Origin of the sequence: Desulfosarcina variabilis str. Montpellier, assembly GCF_048565275.1 — a bacterium.
GTDB lineage: Bacteria > Desulfobacterota > Desulfobacteria > Desulfobacterales > Desulfosarcinaceae > Desulfosarcina > Desulfosarcina variabilis.
Genome location: NZ_CP159846.1, coordinates 5653591 through 5679348, shown reverse-complemented (window position 1 = coordinate 5679348; position 25758 = coordinate 5653591). Strand labels below are relative to the sequence as shown.

Here is a 25758-nt window from a genome sequence, read left to right as displayed (position 1 = left end):
CTAAAAGTGAACTGCTAACATCTAAACATATCATTATTAAGGCGATATTTTCAACCATGGGTTGATTTTTTACGCCCTTTGGCATTGACATCGCATACGGTTATACCCTACAAGCGGACAATAAGGTGCGCTTGCGCTTAATAGGGAATCCCGTGAAAACCGGGAGCGGTCCCGCCGCTGTAACCCTCACCTTGTCATTCAGACCAGACGAGGAGCGTTGGGCCATAGGCCACTGTTTCCGGGTTGCCGGTGTGGGAAGGCGCTCAATGTTTAGGGGAAGCCAGAAGACCTGCCTTTTCATTTTACCGGAGAAACCTTCTTGGTAAAGGATTCCAGCCGGCGATAGCGTTGAGGGCCAAGAGACAGGGTGCAACCCTTCATACCAGGTATCAGGTTTGAAGGGTTTTTGTTTTATTAACTGGGGAAACCCGCAAGATTGATGACTGTTTCGTTTTTACCATGAATGAGGAACCCATCGCCAAACGGAGGCATCATAGCGGGCTTTTCTTCATATTGTTGGCCTTGGTGCTGTTGATCACGATCAGTCTGTCCGCCGGCATGGGCTACATGAAAATTCACTGGACGGTCGTTTTGCGCGTTGTGGGGGCGCACCTGACGGGAATTACGTCATGGACCGCCGATTTGGATGAGTTGATGCGGGTGATCATTATGGATGTCCGCTTGCCGAGAATATTGACCGCCGCGGCCGTGGGGGGCGGGTTGGCCTTGTGCGGGGTCGTTTTTCAGGGCATCCTGCTCAATCCTCTGGCCGATCCCTACACGCTGGGGGTATCCGCCGGTGCCGCCTTTGGCGCGGCCCTGGCGCTGCTGCTCAACCTGAGTGTGGCCGGGGCCTACAGCGTGCCCTGTTTTGCGTTTCTGGGCGCCACGGCCACGCTGATGCTGGTGATTTACCTCAGCTCGTCGGCCGGTGGGGCCAACGCCAACAACCTGATCCTTTCCGGGATTATTGTGGCGGCCATCCTCTCGGCGGGAATCAGTTTTTTGAAGTTTGTGGCCGACGAGCAGGTGGCGGTGATCATCTTCTGGTTGATGGGCAGCTTTGCATCCAAGACATGGACCGATGTGGGCCTGACCAGCGTGTTTTTGGCCGTTGGTGCAGGTGTGTTTCTTTTTTACGCAAAAGATTTGAATCTGCTTTGTCTGGGACGGCGCGCGGCCGCTTCGCTGGGCGTCGATGCCCGCCGAGTACCATGGATTTTGCTGATTTCGGCTTCCCTGGTGGCGGCCGGCTGCGTGGCCGTATCAGGCATTATCGGCTTTGTGGGACTCTTGGTGCCGCACATGATGCGGACGCTGGTGGGGCCGGACAACCGGCTGCTGCTGCCGTTTTCGATGTTGAGCGGAGCGATCCTGCTAACCTGGGCCGATACCATTACCCGGGCGGTGTTGCCCCACGAGATCCCCATTGGCGTGCTTACGGCACTGATCGGCGGTCCGTTTTTCTGTTATCTGTTCCGCAAGCGGCAGACCGGCGCCAGGGGATTTTAGACGTGAGTTTTTCACTCAAGGGGGTTGCCTTTGCCCATCCCGGCAAACCGGTGTTCAACCGTTTGGATCTGGACCTGCCTGCCGGACGGTTTACCGGCATCATCGGGCCCAACGGCTGTGGTAAGACGACGCTGCTGGATTTGATCTGTCGGCATCGGATTCCCCAGAATGGAAGTGTGCGGTATGCCGGCTGTTCCCTGGACCGATACGACCGCCGCACGTTGGCCAGAGAGATCGCCCTGGTTCCCCAGGATTACGGGATCAATTTCCCGTTTACGGTGGAAGAGATGGTTTTCATGGGACGCTATCCGCATATGCCTCGCTTCGGCGTGCCCTCAACGGACGACGTACAGCGGGTGCAGCAGGTGATGGCCGATTGCGATGTATTGACATTCAAGGATCGTCCTGTCACCGCCCTGAGTGGTGGGGAACGCCAGCGGGTGGTTTTTGCCCGGGCCCTGGCCCAGGATACGCCGGTGCTGATCCTGGATGAGGCGACCGCCAATCTGGACGTTTGCCATGCACTGACGTTGTTGGACCTTGTGGCCGACTTGGTCAGTGTTCAACAGCGCACGGTCATCGGCGTGTTCCAGGACCTGAATCTTGCCGCGGCCTACAGCCAGGAACTGATAATGCTCAGAGACGGGCGGGTCGTGGCCGCCGGTCCCACCGCAGATGTGCTGACACCGGCAAACCTGAAAACGGTGTTTGATATTGACGCCCGGGTGGCGGTGGATGATTTCACCGGCCGGTTGCAGGTCCGTTACAAAAGGGGGGGGAGGTGTTGAAACGGTATTTCTGGGGCGTTGGCATGGCCATATGGCTGTTGTGGTCAGGCGCATCCGTGATGGCCGATGGGCCTTTACTGGATGATGCGGTTCTGGCCCGGGCGCCGTTTGAACGCATTATTTCACTATACGGGGCGCATACGCAGAACCTGCTGCAGTTCGGTGCTGGCCAGCGGCTCATCGGAATTGACGGCCAATCGAAAACGATGCCAATGGCTGCGGGAAAGCCGGTATTTTCCTATCATGATGATCCGGAACGCTTTCTGGCTATGCGGCCGGACCTGGTGGTAATCCGGCCCATGATTGAGCGCGGGTATCCCCGGTTGGTAGCGCGCCTTGAAAAAAGCGGGATTGCGGTGGCCTCCATGCAGCCCACCAGTGTGGCGCATTTGGACGCCTATTGGCGATGTTTGGGGCAGCTTAGCGGACAGGCGGCCAGCGCCGAGGAGATGATCCGTCGATTTCATCAGGCCGTGGCGGATTTCAAGACACTATCCGGCCAGGTCAAGCATCGAAAGCGGGTGTATTTCGAGGCCATGCACAGTAAAATGAAAACCTTTGCGCCTACGGCCATGGCCGTTTTCACGCTGGAAACCGCCGGGGGCATCAATGTCGCGGCTGATGCACCGGTGCGGGAGAACAACAACATCGCCGTGTATGGCAAGGAACGGTTGCTCTCCCACGCCCGGGAAATCGACGTATTTTTTTCCCAACAGGGTGCCATGAATCAGGTGTCGGTCGAGGAAATCATTGCCGAACCGGGCTTTCAGGTAATCAACGCCGTCAAGACGGGGCAGGTCTATCTGGTGGATGAGACGATTGTTTCCCGGCCTACGATGGGGTTGCTCGAAGGCATCTATCGCATCGGCAGCCTGCTTTATCCTGATATTTACGTTGAGGCCGGCCGGCAGATACTGCGGTCGGCAGAACTGGGCACCCGATAGTGCCCATCCAGAAATGATCGATTTGTCTGATATCGCAAGAGGAGGTCCCCCATTAAAGGCATTGTAATCGGTGGCACCCACAGCGGCGCCGGAAAAACCACCATCACCTTGGGATTGATGGCCGCCCTCAAGGCCAGAGGGCTTTCGGTGGCGCCGTTTAAGGTGGGGCCGGATTTCATCGACCCCGGCCATCACGGCCGGGTTACCGGCCAGGTCAGCCGCAATCTGGACGGCTGGATGCTCTCAAAAGCCTATAACCAGTCGGTTTTTGCGCGGCACGCAAAGGGCTTTGACGTTGCCGTTGTGGAAGGCGTGATGGGGCTGTTCGACGGATACGAAGGCCGCAGCGAGGCCGGTTCCACGGCCCAGATGGCCAAATGGCTGGGCCTGCCGGTGGTACTGGTCGTGGGGGCGCGGTCCATGGCCCGCAGTGCCGCGGCCCTGGTACAGGGGTACGAACGCTTTGACGACGCGCTTTCGTTTGCGGGTGTGCTTTTCAATCATGTGGGCAGCCCGCGCCATCTGGCCTACCTCAAGGAGGCCGCCCATGGCCATGTGCGCATGCCGGTGCTGGGCGGCCTGAGGCGGGATATGGACGTGGCCATCCCCGAGCGGCATCTGGGCCTGATGACCAGTGAGGATCACGATTTGTCGGCAGACCATTGCCGGCGTCTGGCTGATATGATCGAAAGCGCCGTGGACCTCGACTTTTTGCTGGCGCAGCTTCCCGATGCCTTTCCGGACGATGAACCGGTCACGCCCGCCCCCGGATCAGATGATTCTGTTCGCATCGGGGTGGCCCGGGATGCGGCTTTTTGTTTTTACTATGCGGATAATCTTGAGCTGTTGGAGGCGGCGGGTGCGACCCTGGTCTATTTTTCACCGTTGACCGACGCTCGCCTGCCGGATGATCTGGCCGGGCTTTATTTCGGCGGGGGATATCCGGAGCTGCATGCGACCGCCCTGGCGGATAATTGTTCGTTGCGACAGGAGGTGCGGGCCCGTAGCCGCATGAAGATGCCGATCTACGGCGAGTGCGGCGGTTTCATGTACCTGTGCCGTGAGATGGGCGATATCAAGGGCCATGTGTTTCCCATGACCGGCTGTTTGCCCTTTGCAACGCGCATGCTGGATCGGCGCAAGGCACTGGGATACCGGGAAGTGACCCAGACCCGGGCTACCCCGCTGGGGCCGATTGGGCAGACCATGCGGGGGCATGAGTTTCACTACTCGACCATCGTGGAAGGCAACGATAATGCCACAACCGTTTACCGCCTGACCGACCGTATGGGCTTGGAAAAGGCCCACGAAGGATTTTTGAACCATCAGACACTGGGCAGCTATGTGCACCTGCACCTGGGCAGTTGTCCGCAGGCGGCGCATGCGTTTGTTGCAGCTTGCCGGCAGTGGGCCGAAAAATAGACCCCAAAGTGGCTTTTGGCTTTTTTTCGAATTCATAAATAGTAGACAAGGAAAATATTCATGCAACCACAAGAGATCGAACGACTCAGTTTTCAAATCATCGATGGCGAGGCCGGGGACCATGGCTTCCCCAGCGATCAATGGCAGGTGGTGCGGCGAATGATCCATACCAGCGCCGATTTTGAATGGCAGCAGATGGTTCGACTGCATCCTGAGGCCATCAGCGCCGGTGTCAAGGCCATTAAAAGCGGATGCACCATCGTAACCGATACCAATATGGCCCGGGTGGGTATGCGCCAGCGGGATTTGGATCGTTTTGGGGTTAAGGTGCACTGTTACATGACCGATCAGCGGGTCAGTGAAACCGCCGTCCAAAAAGGAATCACCAGAGCCACGGCGGCAATGGATGTGGCTGCTGCCGAACTGGCCGGTGGCATCTGTGTGGTGGGCAATGCGCCCACGGCCCTATTGCGTCTGATGCAGCTGATGGACCAGGGCGACGCCCGGCCGGCGCTTGTCGTCGGATTGCCGGTGGGGTTTGTCAATGCGGCCGAATCCAAGGCCATGTTGCTGGAAAAAGATATCCCCTATATCACCAACGTGGGCCGCAAGGGTGGATCCAATGTGGCTGCGGCCGTTATCAACGCCCTGGTGATCATGGCCGGCCAACCCATATAGTACCCATCCAGAAATGGCCAATTTGCCCGATATCGGCGTTGCGCGAAAAATTTAATCCTCGGAATATCAGCTATATGCCTGTGGTTAAATTTTCCGGGCGCCTTGATCTCGAACAAATTTTCCTATTTCTGGACGGGCACTAGCTAACACCATTTTGTCTCAGGATGGACATGAACTCTATTTTATGATCATACGACTGCGCGGAATTAAAAGGGGCGCTGAAGCGTTCCAGAATAAGCGCAGAACTAAAAAAATACCAGGTAGAACGAAACTATGAAAACGCACCAATATGGAACCTTATACGGTATTGGCGTCGGTCCCGGTGACCCGGATCTGATCCCATTAAAATCGGTTAATATTCTTAAACATGTGGCGGTGATTTTTGCTGCATCCTCCACCAAAAACGACCACAGCCAGGCGGTGAAGATTGCCCAACCGCACATTCCCGAGACCAGCCAGGTAAAGCTGCTGTCGTTTCCCATGACCAAGGACCAATCCGAAAAAGAGACCTGTTGGCAGGGCCATGCCAAAACGATCATTGCCGAGTTGGAAAAAGGCCATGATGTTGCCTTTCTCACCCTGGGCGATTCAATGACCTATGCCACCTATGGTTATGTGCTTAAATACGTGCTGGCCCTGGCACCTGAAGTGCCGGTGGTCACGGTGCCGGGCATCACCGCCTACCAGGCGGCTGCCGCAAGGGTTAATCGGCCGCTGGTGGAAGGTGAAGAATCGCTTTTGATATTGTCGGGTGTGGAAGGGGGGCAGCGGTTGCGAGAACTCTCCAAAACCGTGGACAATGTGGTCTTTATGAAAGCCTACCGTAATGCCGGTGACATCAGCGATGCGTTGGAAGAACAGCAGATGATCGATAGCAGCGTGGCCGTCGCCAACTGCGGCCTGGATGATGAAGAGGTGATTGAGGATGTGAAAACCCTCAAACACCGCAAACCCGGATATTGGACCCTTATTCTGGCCAAAAAGCACACGGACCATGAGGCGCCGTGAGTCCCGGTTTCCTTATCCGGCACTGGGACTGTCATTGACGATCGCTTTGCTGGTTGTAGGCTGGGGCTGGATGAACCTCGACGGGCTGGGGCTTGATCGTATTGCCACCCGTTTGCTCTGGCCTCTGATGCGACTGTTGCTGTTCATCACCCTGGGCCTTTTGGTCGGGCAATCCATCGAGGCCCTGGGCTGGACGCGACGATTGGGTGTTGTCGCCGCGCCCCTGTTTCGCTTCAGCCGCATCGGCGATCATTGCTCCGCGGCATTTACCACCGCGTTTTTTTCCGGTGCGGCGGCCAATGCCATGCTGCTTGAGTTTCTCAACGCGGGCAGCATTAATCGGCGTCAGCTGTTTTTGGCCAATTTGATGAACCAGGTGCCGGCGTATTTTTTGCACCTGCCCACGACGTTTTTCATCGTCCTGCCCCTGACCGGATGGGCCGGTGCACTCTATTTTTTGCTCACGTTTATCGCTTTGGTAGGGCGCACCATCGGTGTTGTTGCCTACGGGCGTCTGTTTTGCCAGGCGCCCGTGCCCGGACTGGCAGACGCGGCTACGTTATCCCGGCAACCCTGTTCGGCAAACAAACTGACGGACGTGGTTGCCGGTATCAGGAAACGGCTGCCCGGGCGGGTGGGGCGCATCGCTGTTTATGTCGTGCCTATTTATGTTCTGGTTTTCATGATCAATGTCATGGGCGGATTTGATGTGGCCCGGCAGTGGCTGGCGCGATTTGTGGTTACCAGCGTTTTGCCCATGGAATCGCTATCGGTGGTAATTTTGAGTTTTGCCGCTGAATTCACCTCTGGGTTTGCTGCCGCCGGTGCCTTGTTGTCAGCCGGTGTGCTGACCGTCAAGCAGACCGTGATCGCCCTTCTGGCGGGAAACATCGTGGCCTTCCCCATCCGCGCGTTGCGTCACCAGTTGCCCCGCTACATGGGAATTTTTTCGCCGGCCCTTGGCTTGCAACTTTTGCTGTTGGGCCAGGGGCTGCGGGTGATCAGCCTGATTCTTGTGGGGGTGGGGTATTTTGGGTTGGTATAAAGGGGGCGAGGGTTAAAGGGTTCAAGGGGGCGACGAGCAGGGAGCATGGAGCGAGGGGATGATCAGCGCTGTTTGGCTCCTTATCCCCTTTAACCCGTTTGCTTGAGATAATTGACAATTAAACCCGGCTTCCCGTACAATCGCCTTAAACCATCTCCACCCCTTGGCTCCTGGACCCCTTGAATCCTCGACCCCTTATCATTTGAGGCATAACCATGACTGCACTACCGATCGAGATCCTCGCCGGCCAGCGCCTGATGGTTGGGTTTGACGGAACGGATTTCAATGCCGATTTGAAATTTCTTATCACCGAATTGAAAGTCGGCGGGATCATTCTTTTCTCACGTAATCTGGGGCGGCCGGAACAGATTACCCAATTGTGTCGCGACTGCCAGGCGGCGGCCGCCGAACAGGGCCTGCCGCCGTTGTTTGTCGCCATCGATCAGGAAGGGGGGCAGGTCGCCCGCCTGAAACCGCCCTTTACGCAATTTCCCGGTAATCCGGCCATGAGTGGCGAGCAGGAGGCCATGGAATTTGCCCGGGTGACGGCCGCCGAATTGAAACAGATCGGGGTCAACATGGATATGGCGCCGGTGCTGGACATTGCTCCCCCGGACATTGACAGCATCATGGCCGGCAGGGCCTTTGGCAGTGATCCCCAATGGGTCGCCAGCATGGGGCGCATCGTTATCGAGCATCTGCAACACCGCGGGATGATGGCCGTGGCCAAGCACTTTCCGGGGATCGGCCGAACGGTTCTGGACAGTCATCATACACTGCCGGACCTTGAGATCGATGAGAAGACCCTTCAGGCCAGTGACCTGATCCCTTTTAAGACGGCCATCGCCAATCAGGTGGCGGGCATCATGCTGTCCCATATCCGATACAAGGGGATTGATCCGGTTTGGCCGGCCAGCTTGAGTCCGGCCATTACGGCAGACTTGTTACGGGGGCGCATGGGGTATGACGGTGTGGTGATGACCGACGATCTGGATATGGGCGCGATCAAACCTTCCTATGACATCTGCACCGCCATCGGCCAGATCCTTTCTGCCGATGTGGACATTGCCCTGATCTGTCATAAAGGGCCGGATATTGAAGCCGCAGCTGGGACGATTCGGCGCACGTTAAACGATGATCCCACCATTAAGCGCATGGGGGGCCGGTCCTTCAAGCGAATTATCGGCTTGAAACGCGCTTTTCTATCCGGACGATGGACGTCCGGATATGATCTGATTTGATTGCGTCGACCATGCTCAACACGGCGTTAGGCCATCCGCTGCCGGGGTTTGGCGGAAATGATGGGTGTATTGAACATCAACGCGGACAAGTCTTCGTCTCTTGTAATATCGAGTTTCAGCTGCTCCTGATCGATTACAAAATAGCGAGAGATAACATCCACGATTTCTTTTTGCATGTCTTTGAGAATATCATCGGATACTTCCAGGCGGTCATAGACAAGGGCGAACTGCAGCCGTTTCTTGGCCGTATCTTTGCTGGTCGTTTTGTTGAACAACTTGTTGATCAAACTGTTAAGCATTGGATTACCCCTATTTGCCGAAACCGATCTTAGAACCGATTCTTTTCCAGAAGGATTTGGTGGCACCCGGAACTTCGATGGGCAAATCAGGTTGACCGTTCAACCGCATGGCAATGCGCTTGAACGCCTGCCCGGCTTTAGAGTCCTTTTGCAGGACCAGTGGGGTGCCGCTATTGGTGGCGACAACAACGTTGTCATCGACTTCTACCAGCCCCACCAAGTCAATGGAAAGTACATCAACCACATCCTGATAGCTTAGCATATCGCCCCGTTCCACCATGGCTGGGATGATACGATTGATGACCAGCTTAGGCGGGATCTGCTTGGAGAATAACAACCCGATGACGCGATCCGCATCGCGAATCGAACTGACTTCCGGCGTACAGATGACCAGGGCTTCCTCGGCTGCGGCCACGGCGTTTTCGAATCCGCGCTCGATGCCCGCCGGGCAGTCCATGAGGATGAAGTCAAAGGATTTGCGCAGTTCCTTGGAAATACGGATCATATCATCCGGCGTCAGGGCATCTTTGTTGTCACTTTGTGACGCCGGAATGAGAAAAAGATTTTCAAGACGTCGGGCTTTAATGGCGGCCTGCTGCAGCTTGCATTTACCCCGGGCTACGTCGACAATATTGAAGACGATCCGATTCTCAAGGCCCAGGACAACATCAAGGTTGCGAAGCCCGATGTCCATATCGACCACCGCCACCTTCTTGCCGTCCATCGCCAAGGCCGCGCCGATGGAAGCGGTTGCAGTGGTTTTGCCCACGCCACCTTTCCCTGATGAGATAACGATGATTTTTCCTTCCACGTTTCACCTCTATCTTATTTCTGATTGACGGTTTAACTGAATCGAACCTTATGCTTTTTCACCTGATCGCAGGCCACGGAAGCCGTTTAAACGGGTTTGCCGTCAGGTAGTCATCCACGACGATGGTGCCGTTTTCGACGTGGGCATACTCGGGGACACCCTGACCCGAGGTCGGCAATCCGGCCGCCACGATGCCGGCGATTTTGACCTGTGTGGGCCGGAAATTAAGGGCCAAGATAATGGCGCCAAAATTTTCCGTTTGGCCTGCGGCGGCGATACCCAACAAGCTGCCCAGGACGATGATGTCACCGCCGGCAACAAGCTCACAGCCTGGATTGACATCACCCAGGATGATCAGATGTTTTTTTGCGCTGACGCTCTGTCCGGAACGCACTCGACCTGAAAGCACCAACGTATCACTGCGATGTTGAGCGATAATGTTTTTTGTGTATTTCATTTTATAATGCGTTTGTTGCCCCTCCTTTTTCTCCTGTGGCGGGACAATTTCCTTTAGTTGGAATGCGTCTTTTAAATACGTTTTGATTTGACGGTAACGATCGCCGTTGTCGGGATCTGAACCGGTATCGAGCACCACACGCGTGGCGTGGGCCATATGCCGCAACGGTTCGAACAATTTTTCCAGATCTGCCTGGATCGTGTCAAATGGCGTGTCCGGAACAATGGTCACCCATAGGCTGTTACCGACACCTTTCATTCGAACGGATGGCGTTTGTTCAGTCATTGATGGACTTCAGTCGCTTTGTTGCTTAAGGGTTGTGAACGTGTAGCGCCGGATTGGCAATTAGATTTTACATCTTTGATGTAATCACAATACTTGGATACATATTGTATGTCAAGCATGAAAAAACACCAATATATGGTAGCCGGATCAATGCCTCCGCTATTGAAAAAGGCGATTTGGCGATTCGGTCATAGGCGACGGGCAGTCGGCCCATCGGACCACGATCGAGGCCTTTAATAATGGTGCCGGGCGCTTCCCTAAACAACGTTGTCAGGGGTTATTGATTGGGTATTACGATAATAAATTTTTTTGTATCACGCAGGTGTCGGGTCAACGGGTCATTCGTGGATAGGCACTAATTCGCAACGGGTCTGAACTTTACCCGCGAGTATACATCTTCTTCCATAGTACTGTGCTGGCCGGCCTTAAGCCGGTGATACCCCACGGCCGCTACCATGGCGGCGTTGTCACCACAAAATTCAATGGCAGGGATATGGACGCTGATACCAGCCGTTGTGGCGTCATGTGAAATCGCATTGCGCAGGCCATGATTGGCGGCCACGCCGCCTACCACGGCCAGGTGACTACAGCCTTTTACTTTTGCGGCGTTGATGATTTTATGGACCAGCACGTCCACTACTGCAGCCTGGAAACCCGCGGCAATATGTTGCTGGTCCGTTTGGCTCGGATCGGGATGAAGTTGAAGATGGCGCATGACCGCCGATTTGATGCCGCTGAACGAGAAGTCAAACTGATCCTTGTCCAAAAACGGCCGGGTAAAGGCGATCTTCGTTGGATCGCCCTTGGCGGCCAGGCGATCGATGACTCCCCCTCCAGGATACCCCAGGCCAAGCATTTTCGCGACTTTGTCGTAGGCTTCGCCGGCGGCATCGTCGCGGGTCTGGCCCATGGGGTGAAACGCAAGATGGGAGGTAACAAGATAAATGCTGGTATGACCACCGGAAACCAACAGGGCCACAAACGGAAACGCAGGCGGATTCGGTTCCAGGAATACGGAATTGATATGCGCTTCCAGGTGATCAATGCCGATCCAGGGAATCCCATGGCCATAGGCGAATCCTTTGGCAAAGGAGAAGCCGACCAGCAGTGATCCGATGAGGCCCGGCCCCTGGGTAACGGCCACACCGTCAATCTGTTCGGGGGTGATCCCGGCGTCGGCAATGGCCGCATTGACTACCGGAACAATGGCTTCGATATGCTTGCGGGAGGCCAGTTCAGGCACCACGCCGCCATAGGGGTGGTGGACGCTCACCTGGGAAGCGACGACCGATGAAAGGACATGGCTGCCATCACGTATTACTGCGGCTGCGGTTTCATCGCAGGAGGATTCTATGCCCAGAACAATCATCTATTATTTGACAGTAAAACAGCTGTAGGTTTAAATTGTCGGCGGTGCTGGATATGCCGTGATCTTTCGTGTTTCCCATATTTCCCACACATTTTAACGGACTGGCAGTCGTTGAACCCCTATCAAACGCGAACCGTTGTCTCTTAGAGCCTGTTTGGTAAATCCGTCTAAGGCCCGCTAACGGCGTTGGAAACTGGCTCAAAATGCTCACATATTACATATATGCTCCGCTTTTGAGCCACTTTCCGCCTTGTTATCGGGCCTGATCCAGACTTCCAAAACAGGCTCTTAGCGGGGCCGGGGTGACTTGACTTTTTTTTCGGGCCTCGGACCGGGGCGCCGTGCTCCAGGCGCTCAGGATTTGCAAATGGGCTGCTTTTTTTGACCTTCGGCAACCCATTCAAGGAGCCGATTGAGTGGTGCGGTAATTTTTTTTAACATTAGCGGACCTCTTTTTAGAACAGCTTGACGCGTGATTTTGCATTTTTGCGCGGCTTGGTCACCTCGCCGATCACCCAGGCCTTTTCTCCACTGCCGGTAAGTCGGTTGACCACGTCCTGGGTATTTTTTTCAGGCACCACCGCCACCAGGCCGATTCCGTTGTTAAACGTGCGCATCATTTCTATTTCATCCACATTGCCGGCAGCCTGCAGAAACGGAAAAACCGGTGGGATGTCCCAAGATCCTTTTTTGACGGCAATGCCGCAGGCTTGGGGAATGACCCGAATAATGTTGTCCATAATGCCGCCGCCGGTGATGTGCGCCAAACCCTGGATGGGCAGATCGCGCAGCAGATGCTGAATGGTTTCAGAATAAATTCGGGTGGGGGTGATCAACTCTTCTCCCAGGGTTTTGCCAAGCTCCGGTACGTGACTGTCCACCGTCAGGTTGAGTACGTCGAAGCAGATTTTTCGCACCAGGGAGTATCCGTTGCTGTGCAGTCCACTGGATGCAATCCCAATCAGTTGGTGGCCGGGCCGAATCTCAGAGCCATCCACGATTTTGCTGTTGTCCACGATGCCGACGGCAAAACCGGCCAGGTCGTATTCGCCTTCGCGGTAGAAACCGGGCATCTCCGCGGTTTCACCACCGATCAGGGCGCAATCGGCCTGGATGCAACCGTCGCCGATGCCGTTGACGATATTTTCAACCGTTTGACTCTTCAGTTGGCCGGTTGCCAGATAATCAAGGAAGAAAAGGGGCTTGGCGCCCTGCACGGCAATATCGTTGACACACATGGCCACCAGATCGATGCCCACCGTGTCGTGACAGTCCATGAGAAAAGCAATCTTGAGCTTGGTGCCGACCCCATCCGTGGAGCTGACCAGTACCGGGCTCTGCATATTGGTGGTATTCAGGGAAAAGAGCCCGCCAAAACCGCCAATTTCTCCCATCACACCACTGCGGCGGGTTTTTTTGGCGATTTTTTTTATGGTTTCAACAAGGCTGTCGGCCTTGTCGATATTAACACCGGCGTCGGTGTAGGTCAGCTTTTTTTTCATTCAGGTACTCCTGGCTTTTTTCGGCTGGATCACAAAATCGTATAAAAATAATCTGGTGATGTTTAAAAGTCAAACGCAATTCCGAGGGCCCCGGTTGGCCAAATTGACGGTAACCCCAACCCGGACAAGGATGCAGGGACAGCCAATATTTTTTTGACAATATTTCACTGCTATTATATTTATCCACTAAATTCAAGACCTTTCTGCCTGATTCGGACATATCTGGTGTGCATCGCAAAGTGGGCGGAAAGTGTGCCGGTTTTCTAAAACGCAATCAAACACGAAGGAATCAATCATGACCCGATTCGCCAGACTTGATCGTCTGCCCCCTTATGTTTTTGCCACCGTCAACCAGATCAAGATGGAGGCCCGGCGTGCCGGAGAAGATATTATTGATTTGGGCATGGGCAATCCGGATATCGGTACTCCCCAGCACATTGTCGACAAGCTGACCGAGGCGTCACAAAAACCTCAGAATCACCGCTATTCGGCATCCATGGGAATCACCAAATTGCGCATGGCCATCTGCGACTGGTACAAACGCCGTTATGACGTGGATGTGGACCCGGACAGCGAGGCCATCGTGACCATTGGCGTCAAGGAAGGCATGTCGCATCTGATTCTGGTGACCATCCGGCCCGGTGACGTGGTGTTTGCCCCCAATCCAACCTACCCGATTCATCCGTATTCATCGATTATTTCCGGCGGGGACGTGCGCGGCATCCCGGCCGGACCGGACGAGGATTTTTTCAACAACCTGATCCAGGCCACCAAACAAACCTGGCCCAGGCCCAAGGTGCTGGTGATCAGTTATCCCCATAACCCCACCACCGAAGTGGTCGATCTGGAATTTTTTCAGCGCGTGGTCGATTTCGCCAAGGAAAACGACATTATGGTGATCCATGATTTCGCCTACGCCGATCTGACCTTTGACGGCTACACGGCCCCCAGCTTCCTCCAGGCCAAAGGGGCCAAAGACGTCGGGGTAGAGTTCTTTTCCATGTCGAAAAGTTATTCCATGGCTGGCTGGCGGGTGGGCTTTTGTGTGGGCAACCCGGAAACCATTTTTGCCCTCAAACGTATTAAAAGTTACCTGGACTATGGCATCTTTCAGCCCATCCAGATCGCTTCGATCATTGCTTTGAACGGTCCCCAGGACTGCGTGGCCGAAATCCGCGATACCTATAAATCCCGCCGGGATACCTTGATATCGGGCCTCTCGCGGGTCGGTTGGGAAATCGAGAGCCCCAAGGGCACCATGTTCGTCTGGGCCAAAATCCCCGAGCCGTTCCGACACATGGGATCGGTGGAGTTTTCCAAATTTCTTATCCGCGAGGCTCAGGTGGCGGTCTCGCCGGGCCTGGGCTTTGGTGAATACGGCGACGACTACGTGCGCTTTGCCCTCATCGAAAATAACATGCGCATCAACCAGGCGGTAAGAGGTATTCGCAAAGTGCTTTAAACAGGCAATGGGACTGTCCCCAGATGATGGTGTTGCCGGGCGTTTTGTGTCCGGCAACAACCTCTAATCAAATTCTAATTTGACTGGTCCGTCATTCTTGCAAACCCATCGCCAAAAAAGCCTTTGAGCGAGTGCTGCTCGGAAACGTTGTGTAGCCTCGCCAGCAAGAACGAATGATGAGGGGACGATTCAGCAGACCGCGATTTATGGTGATAGGCCGGTGGGACCGCTATGAGGCGATCCCGCTTCAACCTCGGCGCATTGTCTCTGAAGTTTTCCAGCTTTTGCAACGATAGGGTCATCCTGCAGAAGACTTGCGGGCGATGATCAGTCGTGTATCCATGTTTGACCAAGGCGCCATGTCAATCATGCGCTCGCGCTGGAATCCGGCTTGGGCAAGGGTTTCGAACAGTTCGGTGGTGGTTTTCATATGCATGTGACTGTGACCGGTGATCTTTTCCTTGAGGTCCCAGATCAGGGATGTGAGCGGCCCGCTGCGATCATCGTCGATGGTGAAGGTCAGGCGGATAAAAAGCCCGTTGTCCTTTAGTGCGCTGTATACCTGCCGGTAGAAGGATTGGGCGTCGTCGCCGTGCCCGCCGAAAGAGCAGGCTTCAAAGGCGATATCATAGCCCGATCCGATGTCATCCTGGGTATAGTCGCCGGCCATGGTGGTGACCCGAGCCTGCATGCCGTAGTGATCGATATACCCCTGGGTCATCGGCGTTACTTCCGGCTTGTCGACAATCACCACTTCCAAATCTGGATTTTCCTGCGCAAAGGCAATCCCGAACAGACCGTGGCCGCCGCCCAGGTCGACGAGCTTTGTGGCCTTGTGAAATTCAGGGAGTGCTTCCAATTGCTTTACCGTTCCCTGTAGTCTGCCGAGCAGGGTCCCGCGCGCCATCCAGTCGATGCATGGCTGATCATAGACATGGTCATGCGCTTTGGCCTTTTCCGTGGGACCGGTTTTCAAGGCCGCGGCCAACTCCATCCAGGTGGTGCGTGACTGGGTGGCAAATTTCAGGTACCTGGCGGCATAGGGGGCGTCTTTGACCAGAAAGGGGGCCACATCAGGTGCCGTGGCGTATCGATCCCCATTTTTGATCAGAAGACGCATGCCGACCAAAACATCCAGGAAATGACTGGTGATGTGGGGCAGGGTGCCCAGGGTGTCGGCCAGCTCCCGTGTGGATAAGGGCGTTTCCAGAAGGGTAAAAATATCCAGTTCCAGGGCTGTGAGAAAAATTTGTCCCTTTTCGAATCCACCCGCCAGCTCTCGCAGATACTTGGATTGATCCGTAACCGGTGGGACGGCTGTTGCCAGTCTTTCCATCGCTTCCTCCTTTTTTATTGTCCTTACACTTGCTTTCTATAAATTTCCGATCCTTAGCAACCGTCGGGTGCATGCATGCCGGGGCCGGGCCATGATTTCGTTTACCGGTCCCTGCTCGACGATGCGACCCTGGTCCACCACCGCCACGCGCTGGCAGAGCCTGGCCACCAGGCGCATGTCATGGGAAATGTACAGATACGCCATATTCCGTTCCCGCTGTAGAGTTAAAAGAAGATGCAGGATATTGGCCTGCACCGACACGTCCAGCATCGATGTGGGTTCATCGAGAACCACAAACCTGGGTTTTACGGCCATGACCCGGGCAATGACGATACGCTGTTTCTCTCCACCGCTTACCGCTTTGGGGTAGCGGTTCAGGATGTCCGCGTTCAAACCGACCTGGTGGAGCATCCGTTTCACGGCTCCCGGCTCCTCGGCGCGGGACATTAGCCGGTGCAGACGCAGCGGCTCCCTGAGCAAATTGTCGATTGTCTTTCCAGGATGAAGACTCGCCTGGGGATCCTGGAAAATGATCTGCATTTTTGTCCGCACCTGTTTCGCTATACTGCGGCTGGCGTGGGTGATATCCCGTCCTTCGAAAGACAGGCGTCCGTGGCTGGGCTTGATAAGACGCACGGCAAGTTTCCCGATGGTCGATTTGCCTGCCCCGCTGGGGCCGATCAGACCGAGGGTTTCTCCCGGAGCCAGTGACAGACTGACGTCCTGCACCACTTGCCGTTTGCGCCTTAATATCTGACCCTGATAGAAAAATTTGGTGATATGATGCATTTTAAACATGGCGCATCCTAAACATGGTGGCATCTCACCCAATGGTCGGCGGCGACTTGCGTGCATGCAGGCGGCCGGCGTCGGCAGGCAGAATCGACGATAGGGCAGCGGTCGGCGAAGCGGCAGCCCGCCGGCCGATGCAAAACCTCGGGGGGCCGGCCCGGCATGGGGTGCAAGCCATTTTCCGGATGGCTTTTCAGCAGTCCTTTCGTATAGGGATGACGGGCCTTTGCGTTCAGCAGGGCATGGCCGGGACCGATTTCCACGAACTGCCCGGCATACATGACAGCCAGCTTTCCAGGTAGTGCCCGGGCCACGTCGAGATCGTGGGTGATCAGAAACAGTGACCGCCTCCCGCCGCCGGTCAGATCGCGCAGCAAGGCTACAAGGGTTGCCTTGGTGTCATTGTCAAGCCCCCGGGTCGGCTCGTCGGCCACGAGCAGGTCGGGGTGCCGACAGGTCCCCATTCCCACCAGGGCCCGGCCCTTCATGCCTTCGCTGAGCTGGTGCGGATACAAACGGGCCACGGCCGGTGCAAGACCCACCCGTTCCAGAATTTTTGCGACTATCGATGCATTCGCTGCCTTGGCATTCCCGGCATGCAGGACCTCCCTGAGCTGGGTGTCGATTTTTAGAACAGGGTTGAGACAGGTCCCGGCGCTCTGGGGGACGTAGCCGATCCGGGTTGCCCGGATTTGACGCAGGCTGCGCGTGTATTTTGTGGTCAACGGCTGGTTGTCGAAGCGAATCGTCCCCCGGATCATGGCATTGGCGGGCAGGATTCCCAGCAATGCCATGGCGATCAGGGATTTACCGCAGCCGCTTTCGCCGATGATGGTTGCCCGCTCTCCCCGTGGTAGGTCCAGAAAGATTCCGTCCACAACGGTCATCGTCCGGTCCTTGGAGCGAAAACCGATTTCAAGATTCGAAATCTGCAAAAGGCTCATGGCACGCTCCAGCGGTTGCGTCCACCGGATAGGGGTTCATGCCGTTGTTCCAGACTGTAACCGATCATCGCAATGGACAGGGACGTGGCGACAATGGCCCCCACCGGTGCCAGAAACCACCACCAGCAGCCCATGGACAGTCCTCCGCTGGTAAAGGCGTGATTGAGTATCCATCCCCAGTCGATGGTTTGCGCGCCACCCAGGCCGATAAAGCCCAGACCGACGCCCATCAGCAGATAACCCTGCAGGGCGAAGATGAACTTGACTAAGGACAGAGGCAGCACAAAGGGCAGGATATAGTGGCCGAGAATATAGATGTGGCCTGCGCCCATGGCCCGAACACCCTGAACGAATGGCCATTGGGAAAGGCTCAGGGCCTGGGCGCGTACGATGCGGGCGCAGGGACACCATCCCAACGCCCCCATGATCAGGCCCAGGGCGTGAAGCGACAACGCGTAGTAGGCCGAAAGGATGATCAGCAGCGGAAAAACCGGCACGGCAATGATCACGTCGGTCAGCCGTGAGAGGAACTGGTCGATACGCCCCCCGAAATAGCCGGCGATCATCCCCAATGCGGTCCCGATCAGTGTTGCCAGTCCGGCCCCGACAAGACCGACCATGATGGAGTTTTGTCCCCCGGCCAGGACCCGGCACAGCAGGTCCTGGCCGAGTTCGTTGGTGCCCAGCCAGTGCCGGTCACCGGGAGGCTGCAGCGGCAACGCCACGATGTCGGTGGGACTGTGGGGAAGGATAACAGGGGATATAAGGCAAAGGACCAGAAAGGTCCCCAGGATGCTCAGGCTCGACCAGCCGATCATGCGTCTATACACCGTTTTGCACCCGTGGATCGATGCGGCCGTAAGTTAGATCGGCCAGCAGGTTGCCGACCACCACGGCGGCGGTGAAAACCAGGAACACGCCTTGAAGAATCGGCAGATCCCGTGCCTGAATGGCCTCGTAGGTCAGCAGCCCGATTCCGGGCCAGGAAAAGACCGACTCGATAAACACGCTGCCGGTCATCAAGTGGGCGATCTGCAGGGGAACGAGGGTGACAACGGGCAATAGGGCGTTGGGCAGGCAATGACGAAAGAGCAGCCGCATTTCTCCGATGCCCGCCGCCCGCGCCGTGACGATATAATCTGCATCCACCGCAAGGGCCAGGCTGTTTCTCACCAGATAGTAAGTGTTGGGCACCGCGCAAATCGTCAGGGTGATAAACGGCAAAATGGCGTGGTGGATCAGGTCCATTATCCCCATACCGTCCGTCAGCGCCCCGATGCCGACAAAGCCGCCCAGGGGAAATAGATTCAAACCGTAGCCAAATACCAGGATGGCCAGGATCGCCCAGACGTAGGACGGAACGGCATTGACCAACAGGGCGCCGAATAAAAGAAAAAAATCTCTTTTCTTTTCGGTATGCCATCCGGAATAGCTGCCCAGCAACACCCCGATGACCAGTGAAAATGCTTTGGCGGGCAGTAAAAGCGTAATGGACCAAACCAGCTTTTCGGCGATAAGTTGACCCACCGGCCGGGCATAGGCGAAGGAGATCCCCCACTCGCCCCGGAAGACATCGGCCACATAATCGATGTAGCGGACGATCATGGGACGATCAAGGTCGAACTGGCGCCCGAGCAGGTCAGCATCAACAGCCATGAAGGGACCGCCGGGAACCGTATCTATCAGGTGGTCGATATAGGTCCCGGGCATGGCATGCAACAGGCAGAAGCTGCAGGTGATACCCACCGCCAGCGCCAGCAGTGACGACATCCCGCGCGAAAGAAGATAATCGTTTTGCATTCCCGCCTATTTTGCCCTGGCCGGTGTCATGGCCAGCAGTGTATTGAGGTCCACAAGATTTCCGTACATCGTCTCTCCAGTGCCTTCAAATGCAACCTTGTCCGTACGATAGGCCATCAGGCTGTCGGCCAGGCAAATTGGCACTGCCGGCACGTCCCGAGCCAGAATCGCCTGCATGGACAGCGCCAGCCGCCGCCTCTCGTCTGTGGCGGTTGCCTGCTTGAGATCGGCTGCCAGCCGGTCGAATTCCGGATCACTGTATCCGTACCAGTTGGGCCGGCCGAAAAAGGAGTGGGTTTGAAAATGGGTCAGGTCATCGGCGTTATCGTGCATCAGGTCCGGCATTCCCGACATGAACAGGTGATTTTTGTGCACTTCCTTGGTCCACATGGAAAAATCAACCTGTTTAAGTTCCAGAGCGATGCCCAACTGTGAGAAATCCTCCCGCAGTACCGCGGCGATTTTTTCGACCACGCAGGCCGACCCCTTGCCGCCCAGCACGAAAACCAGACGCACCGGTTGCCCTGAGGGATCGCAAAGGACATTCTTTTTTAAATGGTAACCGGCCTCGGCGAGCAATTCCTGCGCACGATGCGGGTCAAAGGCGTCGGCTGTGATGGTTTTGTCGATGCAGTCGGCGGCATGGCGCGGCATCAGCCAGCTGTACGCCGGCGCTCCGTAACCATGAAACACGATCCTGGTGATCCGCTCCCGGTCCACCAAATGTGCCAGCGCCAGGCGGAAAGCAGGTGATGCGGTGGGGCCCATGCGGCAGTTGAAGCAAAGACCGTACAATCGCTTGCTCGGACAGTGCAGCAGAGAGATGTTTTTTTCCCGCTCCAAAATGGGCGCGATCCAGGGCAGCACGGCATCCATGCCCTGGATCGCGCCTGACTTGAGAGCCAGGTTCTGGATGTCGGTGTTTTTAACGACCCGCAGGATCACCCGGTCGAAGGCCGGCTTGCGGCCATGGTAAGCGCCGAAGCGCTTCATTTCGAAAAACTGGCCGGGGATCCGGCGCACAAAGGCAAAGGGCCCCGTACCCACCAAATGGCGATCTGCATGGCGCATGGGATTCTTGATATCCTTCCAAATGTGGCGGGGAATGATAGCGATTCCCGGGCAATGGGAAAGATGGTCCAGGAATTCGGAAAAACTCTCCTTGAGATGAAAGATTACCGTATGATCATCCGGGCAGTGGACCTGCTCAACCATCCACAACACCGTAGACAGCCAGAGATGGTTGGCCTTCATATAATCATGGGTGAATTTTACATCCCATGCCGTGAAGGGGGTTCCGTCGTGCCAGCGGGCGTTTTTTACCAATTGGAAGGTCCAGGTCCTTGCTGCCGCGTCGCTTTGCCAGCTTTTGGCCAGCCAGCCGTCGTATCCTCCCCGGCTGTTTTTGGTCACCAATCCCTCGTAGATCAGCGACCCGGTGGGACCGCCGCCCTTGTGCAGGATCGATCCCTTGAGAAAGTCGTCCGCCACCGGCAGCACCAACGGCTCCGCTGCCAGAATGCAATCGGGGGCGGCCAGCAGCAGGGACAGGCAGATGGCCAGCAGCCATATGTTCGGACGGGTCCTTTTCATTGTTGCTCCAAGTCTGGGGCTGTGACGCGCTGACGCTAAGCAGCCCGGTTCGGTTTGTCCAATGATGCTAAAATCGGAAACTCACCTCGGCGCTGAAAGACTGATCGGTCATGGGATACCCCCGTGAATTTTCGTAGGCTTCGTTGAACAGGTTTTTTACGTAGAGCCCGAGGCTTAAATCCTTGATCAGATTTTTTCCTTTGAAAAGGAGCTGTCTGACGCCGAGATCAAAGACATTGTAGGCGGACATGGGGTTGTCGATGGAGACGTAGTTGCCGCTGCCTTCGGGGATTTCTGCAATGTCATGGGCGATCTGCTCATCCTGATATTTGTAGTCGAGCATGACCACCGTTTTTTCGAAGGGGCGGTAGCGCAATCCGGCACTGATCCGGTGCTTGGCCACGTCACCGAGCTCCATGCCGGCCGGCTCGCTGCCGTCGTATTCGTAATCCTGAAAGGCGTAGCTGATGTAAAATGAGAGCGGATCGAGCAGATTTCCGTTCAGTTCCACCTCGACGCCCTGACGGGTCACTTCATCAAGGTTGATATACATGTCGCTGCCCTCGAGGCCCTCGGGAAGGCCTTCTCCGGTGAAGACCTTTCTTCCGTCGCGCATCTGGAACATCGAATACTGGCCGTAGTCCCAGTTGTCCGCCACGTAATCCTTGATCTCGTAGTAGGAGAAATCGACCTTGAGGTTGATGTTCTGCCACAGTCTGCGGTTGAATATGAGATCGTAGTTGATCCCGTGCTCAGGTTCCACCTGTGCGTAGCGTCCCGGACAGACGAGGCAATATGGCGCCACGTTCCAGAACTTGCTTACCCCTGCCGAAATCGATGTATCGCGCAGCCAGGCGGCGTGATCGCCAAGCTGGTAGGTGGCGAAAAACTTGGGCATCCACTGGTCGAAATCTTTCTCGATGTACCGCTGGGGCGGATCGAGGGTCACCTGATAGCCCTCCACAGACCCCCATCCGGTGATGGTGGAGTAGTTGTTGATGCTCAGGCTTACCTCCTCGTACCGCAACCCGGCCCGGACGCTCAGCCTGTCCGTGATCTGCCAGTTGTCTTCGATAAACCCCGACCGGCTGCTTCTCACCCGGTTGTCATCATCTTCACGTGGATCGAAACTGACATAGTATTCAAGAAAGTCAAACCCCAGCACCACGGTATGGGCATTGAACAGCCTGATTTCGTCCTGGATGTTGAATGCCAGATTTTTGCCGGCCGAATTCGGATTGACCACCAGTTGTCCGTCGTCCAGGCTGGTGGAGTAATGTTTGTCTTTTTCGATATAGGAAAGGCCAAAGGAAAAATCACCGATGGGTGTTGGTTGTAAATACGAAAATCGATGCGATGTGTTTTCCAGGTGATACTTCGAATCATCGGCGATATCCCCGGCCGTGCTGGAAGTGACCTCCGGATAGGCTGGATCATAGTCTCCGGAAGGATCGTTTTTTGCGTATGACTCACGATCCTTTTCCACGTAATTGCCCATGTACTTGAAATATGCCCCGGAGGTGAAGGTATAACCCAACATCCAGCCGTAGCTGTCCATCACCGCATCGCCGTGGCGCAGGTACCCGTTGGTTGTGTACCGATGATAGGTGGCGGCCATATTGAATCCTTCATAGCCGCTTTCAAGGACGGCCCGATTGTCGTAGGTAGCGTACTCGCCAATACTCGAGCGAAGCTTGATGTCCGGCTTGACCGTTTTTTTTCTTGTGAGGGGTTTGGTCTTGAAATTGATCACCCCGCCCATGGCCTTGCCCGAATATCTGGCCGAGTGGGCACCGGGAATGATCTCCACCGACGCGATCTGATCAAGGGGCACCAGGCTGTAATCCACCACCTGGCCGAAATGCAGCGGCTGATCGAAGGTGACGCCGTCCACGGCATTGACATAACGCCGAACATCAAATCCCCGAAGCAGGATCGGCGATTCTCCCCGTTCGGATCGGACATCGATGTCGCTTTTGCCCCGGAAATCGACCAGCGCGCTGTCTTTGAGAATATCCACCACATTATGGACAGGCGCGGCTTTTTCGTAATCTTCAACATCAATGACCGTTTTTTCCGGGTCGCTGATAGGCATGCTGTGGTTGCCCGGTGCCGTGACCGTCACGTCCTTGAGCTTTACCCTTTTGCTGTTCGCGTTTTGCCCATCATCGGCGGCCTGGGCTCCTGCTACCAGCAACAAGAGAACAACAACAGCCGTTGCGAGCAAAGGGGTGGTGTGGAACTTCATCGCATTTCCCTCCGTGCATGATTGATTGTAACAAGCCGGCGCTTTGCATTGACGAAAGGGATACTGCGATGCTATCTTCAGCTCGAGTATCCTTTCGCCTTTACGAAAGGGGCTCCTTGTCGAAGGCAATCTCGCGTTCCTTGGCCGGAGTGGGGTTGCCTTCTTTTTTTGTTGGGTTTTGTCGTTAAAAAAAAAGACCACGCGATCGCAACCGTATTCGGTTGCATGGACCTTCGTGGTCTTGAGTTAAAGATGTTGCTCGTTTTATTCGTTGATCAACGGTGGATAGTAAAACTATTACCGTTTCCTGTAACGGGCGTGAGACAGCTTCGGCTTCTCTGAGTTGTGAAATTCGATTATGCGCGTTACAAGGATATGCTCATTATCTTCGATTGGCACATAAGTCAAGCTTTATAATCACCATTTAGATTCTATTTCTCACGCATTCGATCGAGACGGAAGGGGTAAAAAAGCCATTGACAGCAGCAGATTCTTCTTTTACATCAACCAGTGATGTTTTGCGGTGCCCTTTGAAAGGGATAATAGGGAACCCGGTGTAAATCCGGGACGAACCCGTCGCTGTGAGCGGGGACGATGGCTGCCAAAACCACTGTGTCGTGTTAATGTAACCGAAACGATGCGGGAAGGGGGCGGCCGGTAGGATGATCCGCGAGTCAGAAGACCTGCCGTGAAACGATGTGTCTTGGTGGTGATGGCAAAGCCCCAGGCTGAAATTACATTTTCGGTCCTGGGTTTTTTTATTTGTGCGGTGACCCCGTCCAATTTCCCACGCCGAGCAACCTAAGGAGAACATCCCCATGAAGACACAGATCGAGATGGCCAGAGAAGGTATCGTCAGCCGGCAGATGCAGGTCGTGGCTGTCGATGAAAACATCGATGTGGAAATTATCCGCCAGCGGGTGGCCAGGGGCCAGATTGTCATTCCCAACAACCCCTTTCGGAAAATGCAAAAGGTGGTCGGCATCGGCCGGGGGCTCAAAACCAAGGTTAACGCCTCCATCGGCACCTCCTCGGACATCTGTGATATCGATTTTGAGGTGAGAAAAGCGGTGGCCGCCGAGGAAGAGGGGGCCGATACCCTCATGGAACTGTCCGCCGGTGGGGATCTGGATGCCGTGCGCCGCGCCGTGCTGGCCGCCACCACCCGGCCCGTGGGAAACGTGCCGCTTTATCAGGCCTTCAAGAAAACCACCCGCAAGACCCATAATCCCGCCAAACTGGATCCTGAATATCTTTTCGATCTGATCGAGCAGCAGTTGGCCGATGGTCTGAGCTTCATGGCCATTCACTGCGGCATCAACCAGTACACCATCCGACGTCTGAGAAAACAGGGCTTCCGTTACGGCGGTCTGGCCTCCAAGGGCGGTACGTTCATGGTGGCCTGGATGGACATGAACAAGAAGGAAAACCCCTTGTACGAGCAGTTCGACCGGGTCTGCGCCCTGATGAAAAGATATGACGCCGTGCTTTCCCTGGGTAACGGCATCCGGGCCGGGGCCATCCACGACAGTCACGACCGCGCCCAGATGGCGGAGATGATCATCAATTGCGAACTGGCCGAGATCGGTCGTGAAATGGGCTGTCAGACCATGGTCGAGGGGCCGGGACACGTCCCCCTGGACGAGATCGCCGGCAATATTATGATGGAAAAACGCATGAGCGGGAAGGCGCCTTATTATGTCCTGGGACCGATTCCTTCCGATGTGGGGGCGGGCTACGATCACGTTACCGCTGCCATTGGTGCGGCGGCATCGGCCCGCCATGGTGCCGATCTGATCTGCTATATTACACCCGCCGAACACCTGGCCCTGCCCACAGAGGCCGATGTGCGCGAGGGCGTGCGGGTAACCCGCCTGGCCGTGCACATCGGTGATCTGAGTAAATACCCCGAGCGGCGCGACCGCGACCGCCAGGCCGCCATGGCCCGCCGTGACATGCGTTGGGATGATTTGCAGGAACTGCTTCTTTTCCCGCAAGTGGCCAAGGCGATCCGTGACAACCGGCAGCCGGAGCGGCCTAAGACCTGTACCATGTGCGGGGATTTCTGTGCCATGCAAAAGGGCATGGAAGTGTTCAAACAAGATATTTCAGCTAACAAAATTGCCGAATCTTTCTGAAAACCAAGGATCCAGGCCGTTTTTCAGCCGTTATCGTATTCGTTGTCGTAATCGACGGGATAACACGATTCAAGTACGACGATA

General features: G+C 55.6%; 22 protein-coding genes and 2 riboswitches. Of the genes, 10 read left to right on the top strand and 12 right to left on the bottom strand.

Going from position 1 to position 25758, the window contains the following annotated elements:
• Window positions 1-106 precede the first annotated feature (106 nt).
• Window positions 107-312: riboswitch (cobalamin riboswitch) on the top strand.
• 147 nt (window positions 313-459) lie between these two features.
• The 8 genes from Dvar_RS25595 to nagZ all read left to right on the top strand — a co-directional run bounded on the left by Dvar_RS25595 (window position 460) and on the right by nagZ (window position 8638).
• On the top strand, window positions 460-1512 hold the full coding sequence (locus Dvar_RS25595; protein ID WP_419655957.1) for a FecCD family ABC transporter permease: 1053 nt from the start codon (window positions 460-462) through the stop codon (window positions 1510-1512).
• A gap of 2 nt (window positions 1513-1514) precedes the next feature.
• Entirely contained in the window at window positions 1515-2300 is a 786-nt protein-coding gene (locus Dvar_RS25590) for an ABC transporter ATP-binding protein (protein WP_419655956.1), read from the top strand.
• Window positions 2294-3244 carry an ABC transporter substrate-binding protein gene (locus Dvar_RS25585; RefSeq protein WP_419655955.1) on the top strand — a complete coding sequence of 317 codons (951 nt, stop codon included), beginning with the start codon at window positions 2294-2296 and terminating at the stop codon, window positions 3242-3244. Before Dvar_RS25590 ends, Dvar_RS25585 begins: the two co-directional genes overlap by 7 nt.
• A gap of 51 nt (window positions 3245-3295) precedes the next feature.
• Window positions 3296-4666: a cobyrinate a,c-diamide synthase gene (locus tag Dvar_RS25580; protein ID WP_419664161.1), complete on the top strand. Its 1371-nt coding sequence runs from the start codon at window positions 3296-3298 to the stop codon at window positions 4664-4666.
• 60 nt (window positions 4667-4726) lie between these two features.
• A complete protein-coding gene (locus tag Dvar_RS25575) occupies window positions 4727-5344 on the top strand; it encodes a precorrin-8X methylmutase (protein ID WP_419655954.1) in 618 nt (205 codons plus the stop codon).
• A gap of 273 nt (window positions 5345-5617) precedes the next feature.
• Entirely contained in the window at window positions 5618-6352 is a 735-nt protein-coding gene (cobI, locus tag Dvar_RS25570) for a precorrin-2 C(20)-methyltransferase (RefSeq protein ID WP_419655953.1), read from the top strand.
• Window positions 6339-7397 (top strand): nucleoside recognition protein, encoded by a 1059-nt coding sequence (locus Dvar_RS25565; protein ID WP_419655952.1) that lies wholly within the window; start codon window positions 6339-6341, stop codon window positions 7395-7397. Before cobI ends, Dvar_RS25565 begins: the two co-directional genes overlap by 14 nt.
• Before the next feature lie 215 nt (window positions 7398-7612).
• Window positions 7613-8638: a beta-N-acetylhexosaminidase gene (nagZ, locus tag Dvar_RS25560; protein WP_419655951.1), complete on the top strand. Its 1026-nt coding sequence runs from the start codon at window positions 7613-7615 to the stop codon at window positions 8636-8638.
• Window positions 8639-8664: 26 nt separating this feature from the next.
• Here nagZ and minE read toward each other — a convergent pair whose 3' ends face one another.
• The 5 genes from minE to purM all read right to left on the bottom strand — a co-directional run bounded on the left by minE (window position 8665) and on the right by purM (window position 13361).
• Entirely contained in the window at window positions 8665-8937 is a 273-nt protein-coding gene (gene minE / locus Dvar_RS25555; RefSeq protein ID WP_419655950.1) for a cell division topological specificity factor MinE, read from the bottom strand.
• Between the two features lie 10 nt (window positions 8938-8947).
• Entirely contained in the window at window positions 8948-9748 is an 801-nt protein-coding gene (gene minD, locus Dvar_RS25550; protein ID WP_419655949.1) for a septum site-determining protein MinD, read from the bottom strand.
• 58 nt (window positions 9749-9806) lie between these two features.
• Window positions 9807-10490, bottom strand: a complete 684-nt coding sequence (gene minC, locus Dvar_RS25545) for a septum site-determining protein MinC (RefSeq protein WP_419655948.1) — start codon at window positions 10488-10490, stop codon at window positions 9807-9809.
• Window positions 10491-10845: 355 nt separating this feature from the next.
• Complete coding sequence (gene tsaD, locus Dvar_RS25540) at window positions 10846-11859, bottom strand: tRNA (adenosine(37)-N6)-threonylcarbamoyltransferase complex transferase subunit TsaD (protein ID WP_419655947.1); 1014 nt, start codon at window positions 11857-11859, stop codon at window positions 10846-10848.
• 455 nt (window positions 11860-12314) lie between these two features.
• A complete protein-coding gene (gene purM / locus Dvar_RS25535) occupies window positions 12315-13361 on the bottom strand; it encodes a phosphoribosylformylglycinamidine cyclo-ligase (RefSeq protein WP_419655946.1) in 1047 nt (348 codons plus the stop codon).
• A gap of 295 nt (window positions 13362-13656) precedes the next feature.
• On the opposite strand from purM, the gene Dvar_RS25530 reads away from it, so the two are divergent.
• Window positions 13657-14823: an aminotransferase class I/II-fold pyridoxal phosphate-dependent enzyme gene (locus Dvar_RS25530; protein WP_419655945.1), complete on the top strand. Its 1167-nt coding sequence runs from the start codon at window positions 13657-13659 to the stop codon at window positions 14821-14823.
• A 298-nt stretch (window positions 14824-15121) separates the two neighbouring features.
• On the opposite strand, the gene Dvar_RS25525 is transcribed toward Dvar_RS25530, so the two are convergent.
• From Dvar_RS25525 to Dvar_RS25495, 7 genes are all read right to left on the bottom strand, one after another.
• Entirely contained in the window at window positions 15122-16159 is a 1038-nt protein-coding gene (locus Dvar_RS25525) for a class I SAM-dependent methyltransferase (RefSeq protein WP_419655944.1), read from the bottom strand.
• 36 nt (window positions 16160-16195) lie between these two features.
• The gene (locus Dvar_RS25520; protein WP_419655943.1) at window positions 16196-16957 is read right to left on the bottom strand and encodes an ABC transporter ATP-binding protein; all 762 of its coding nucleotides are present in this window, start codon (window positions 16955-16957) and stop codon (window positions 16196-16198) included.
• An 8-nt stretch (window positions 16958-16965) separates the two neighbouring features.
• Complete coding sequence (locus tag Dvar_RS25515) at window positions 16966-17895, bottom strand: ABC transporter ATP-binding protein (RefSeq protein WP_419655942.1); 930 nt, start codon at window positions 17893-17895, stop codon at window positions 16966-16968.
• Complete coding sequence (locus Dvar_RS25510; RefSeq protein WP_419655941.1) at window positions 17892-18725, bottom strand: ABC transporter permease; 834 nt, start codon at window positions 18723-18725, stop codon at window positions 17892-17894. Before Dvar_RS25510 ends, Dvar_RS25515 begins: the two co-directional genes overlap by 4 nt.
• Window positions 18718-19695 carry an ABC transporter permease gene (locus Dvar_RS25505; RefSeq protein ID WP_419655940.1) on the bottom strand — a complete coding sequence of 326 codons (978 nt, stop codon included), beginning with the start codon at window positions 19693-19695 and terminating at the stop codon, window positions 18718-18720. The genes Dvar_RS25510 and Dvar_RS25505 overlap by 8 nt, the downstream gene beginning before the upstream one ends.
• Window positions 19696-19701: 6 nt before the next feature.
• Window positions 19702-21288: an ABC transporter substrate-binding protein gene (locus Dvar_RS25500; RefSeq protein ID WP_419655939.1), complete on the bottom strand. Its 1587-nt coding sequence runs from the start codon at window positions 21286-21288 to the stop codon at window positions 19702-19704.
• A gap of 67 nt (window positions 21289-21355) precedes the next feature.
• A complete protein-coding gene (locus Dvar_RS25495) occupies window positions 21356-23536 on the bottom strand; it encodes a TonB-dependent receptor (RefSeq protein WP_419655938.1) in 2181 nt (726 codons plus the stop codon).
• A gap of 504 nt (window positions 23537-24040) precedes the next feature.
• A riboswitch (cobalamin riboswitch) is annotated at window positions 24041-24242 on the top strand.
• 112 nt (window positions 24243-24354) lie between these two features.
• Between Dvar_RS25495 and thiC the strand changes: the two genes are divergently transcribed.
• Window positions 24355-25674 carry a phosphomethylpyrimidine synthase ThiC gene (thiC, locus tag Dvar_RS25490; protein ID WP_419655937.1) on the top strand — a complete coding sequence of 440 codons (1320 nt, stop codon included), beginning with the start codon at window positions 24355-24357 and terminating at the stop codon, window positions 25672-25674.
• Window positions 25675-25758: the final 84 nt, after the last annotated feature.

Bases quoted from the DNA above. Each gene is read 5' to 3' on its own strand.
- Dvar_RS25595 (WP_419655957.1), top strand. From the start codon at position 460: ATGAATGAGGAACCCATCGCCAAACGGAGGCATCATAGCGGGCTTTTC.
- Dvar_RS25575 (WP_419655954.1), top strand. From the start codon at position 4,727: ATGCAACCACAAGAGATCGAACGACTCAGTTTTCAAATCATCGATGGC.
- cobI (WP_419655953.1), top strand. From the start codon at position 5,618: ATGAAAACGCACCAATATGGAACCTTATACGGTATTGGCGTCGGTCCC.
- Dvar_RS25565 (WP_419655952.1), top strand. From the start codon at position 6,339: ATGAGGCGCCGTGAGTCCCGGTTTCCTTATCCGGCACTGGGACTGTCA.
- nagZ (WP_419655951.1), top strand. From the start codon at position 7,613: ATGACTGCACTACCGATCGAGATCCTCGCCGGCCAGCGCCTGATGGTT.
- minE (WP_419655950.1), bottom strand. From the start codon at position 8,937: ATGCTTAACAGTTTGATCAACAAGTTGTTCAACAAAACGACCAGCAAA.
- minC (WP_419655948.1), bottom strand. From the start codon at position 10,490: ATGACTGAACAAACGCCATCCGTTCGAATGAAAGGTGTCGGTAACAGC.
- tsaD (WP_419655947.1), bottom strand. From the start codon at position 11,859: ATGATTGTTCTGGGCATAGAATCCTCCTGCGATGAAACCGCAGCCGCA.
- purM (WP_419655946.1), bottom strand. From the start codon at position 13,361: ATGAAAAAAAAGCTGACCTACACCGACGCCGGTGTTAATATCGACAAG.
- Dvar_RS25530 (WP_419655945.1), top strand. From the start codon at position 13,657: ATGACCCGATTCGCCAGACTTGATCGTCTGCCCCCTTATGTTTTTGCC.
- Dvar_RS25525 (WP_419655944.1), bottom strand. From the start codon at position 16,159: ATGGAAAGACTGGCAACAGCCGTCCCACCGGTTACGGATCAATCCAAG.
- Dvar_RS25520 (WP_419655943.1), bottom strand. From the start codon at position 16,957: ATGTTTAAAATGCATCATATCACCAAATTTTTCTATCAGGGTCAGATA.
- Dvar_RS25515 (WP_419655942.1), bottom strand. From the start codon at position 17,895: ATGAGCCTTTTGCAGATTTCGAATCTTGAAATCGGTTTTCGCTCCAAG.
- Dvar_RS25505 (WP_419655940.1), bottom strand. From the start codon at position 19,695: ATGCAAAACGATTATCTTCTTTCGCGCGGGATGTCGTCACTGCTGGCG.
- Dvar_RS25500 (WP_419655939.1), bottom strand. From the start codon at position 21,288: ATGAAAAGGACCCGTCCGAACATATGGCTGCTGGCCATCTGCCTGTCC.
- Dvar_RS25495 (WP_419655938.1), bottom strand. From the start codon at position 23,536: ATGAAGTTCCACACCACCCCTTTGCTCGCAACGGCTGTTGTTGTTCTC.
- thiC (WP_419655937.1), top strand. From the start codon at position 24,355: ATGAAGACACAGATCGAGATGGCCAGAGAAGGTATCGTCAGCCGGCAG.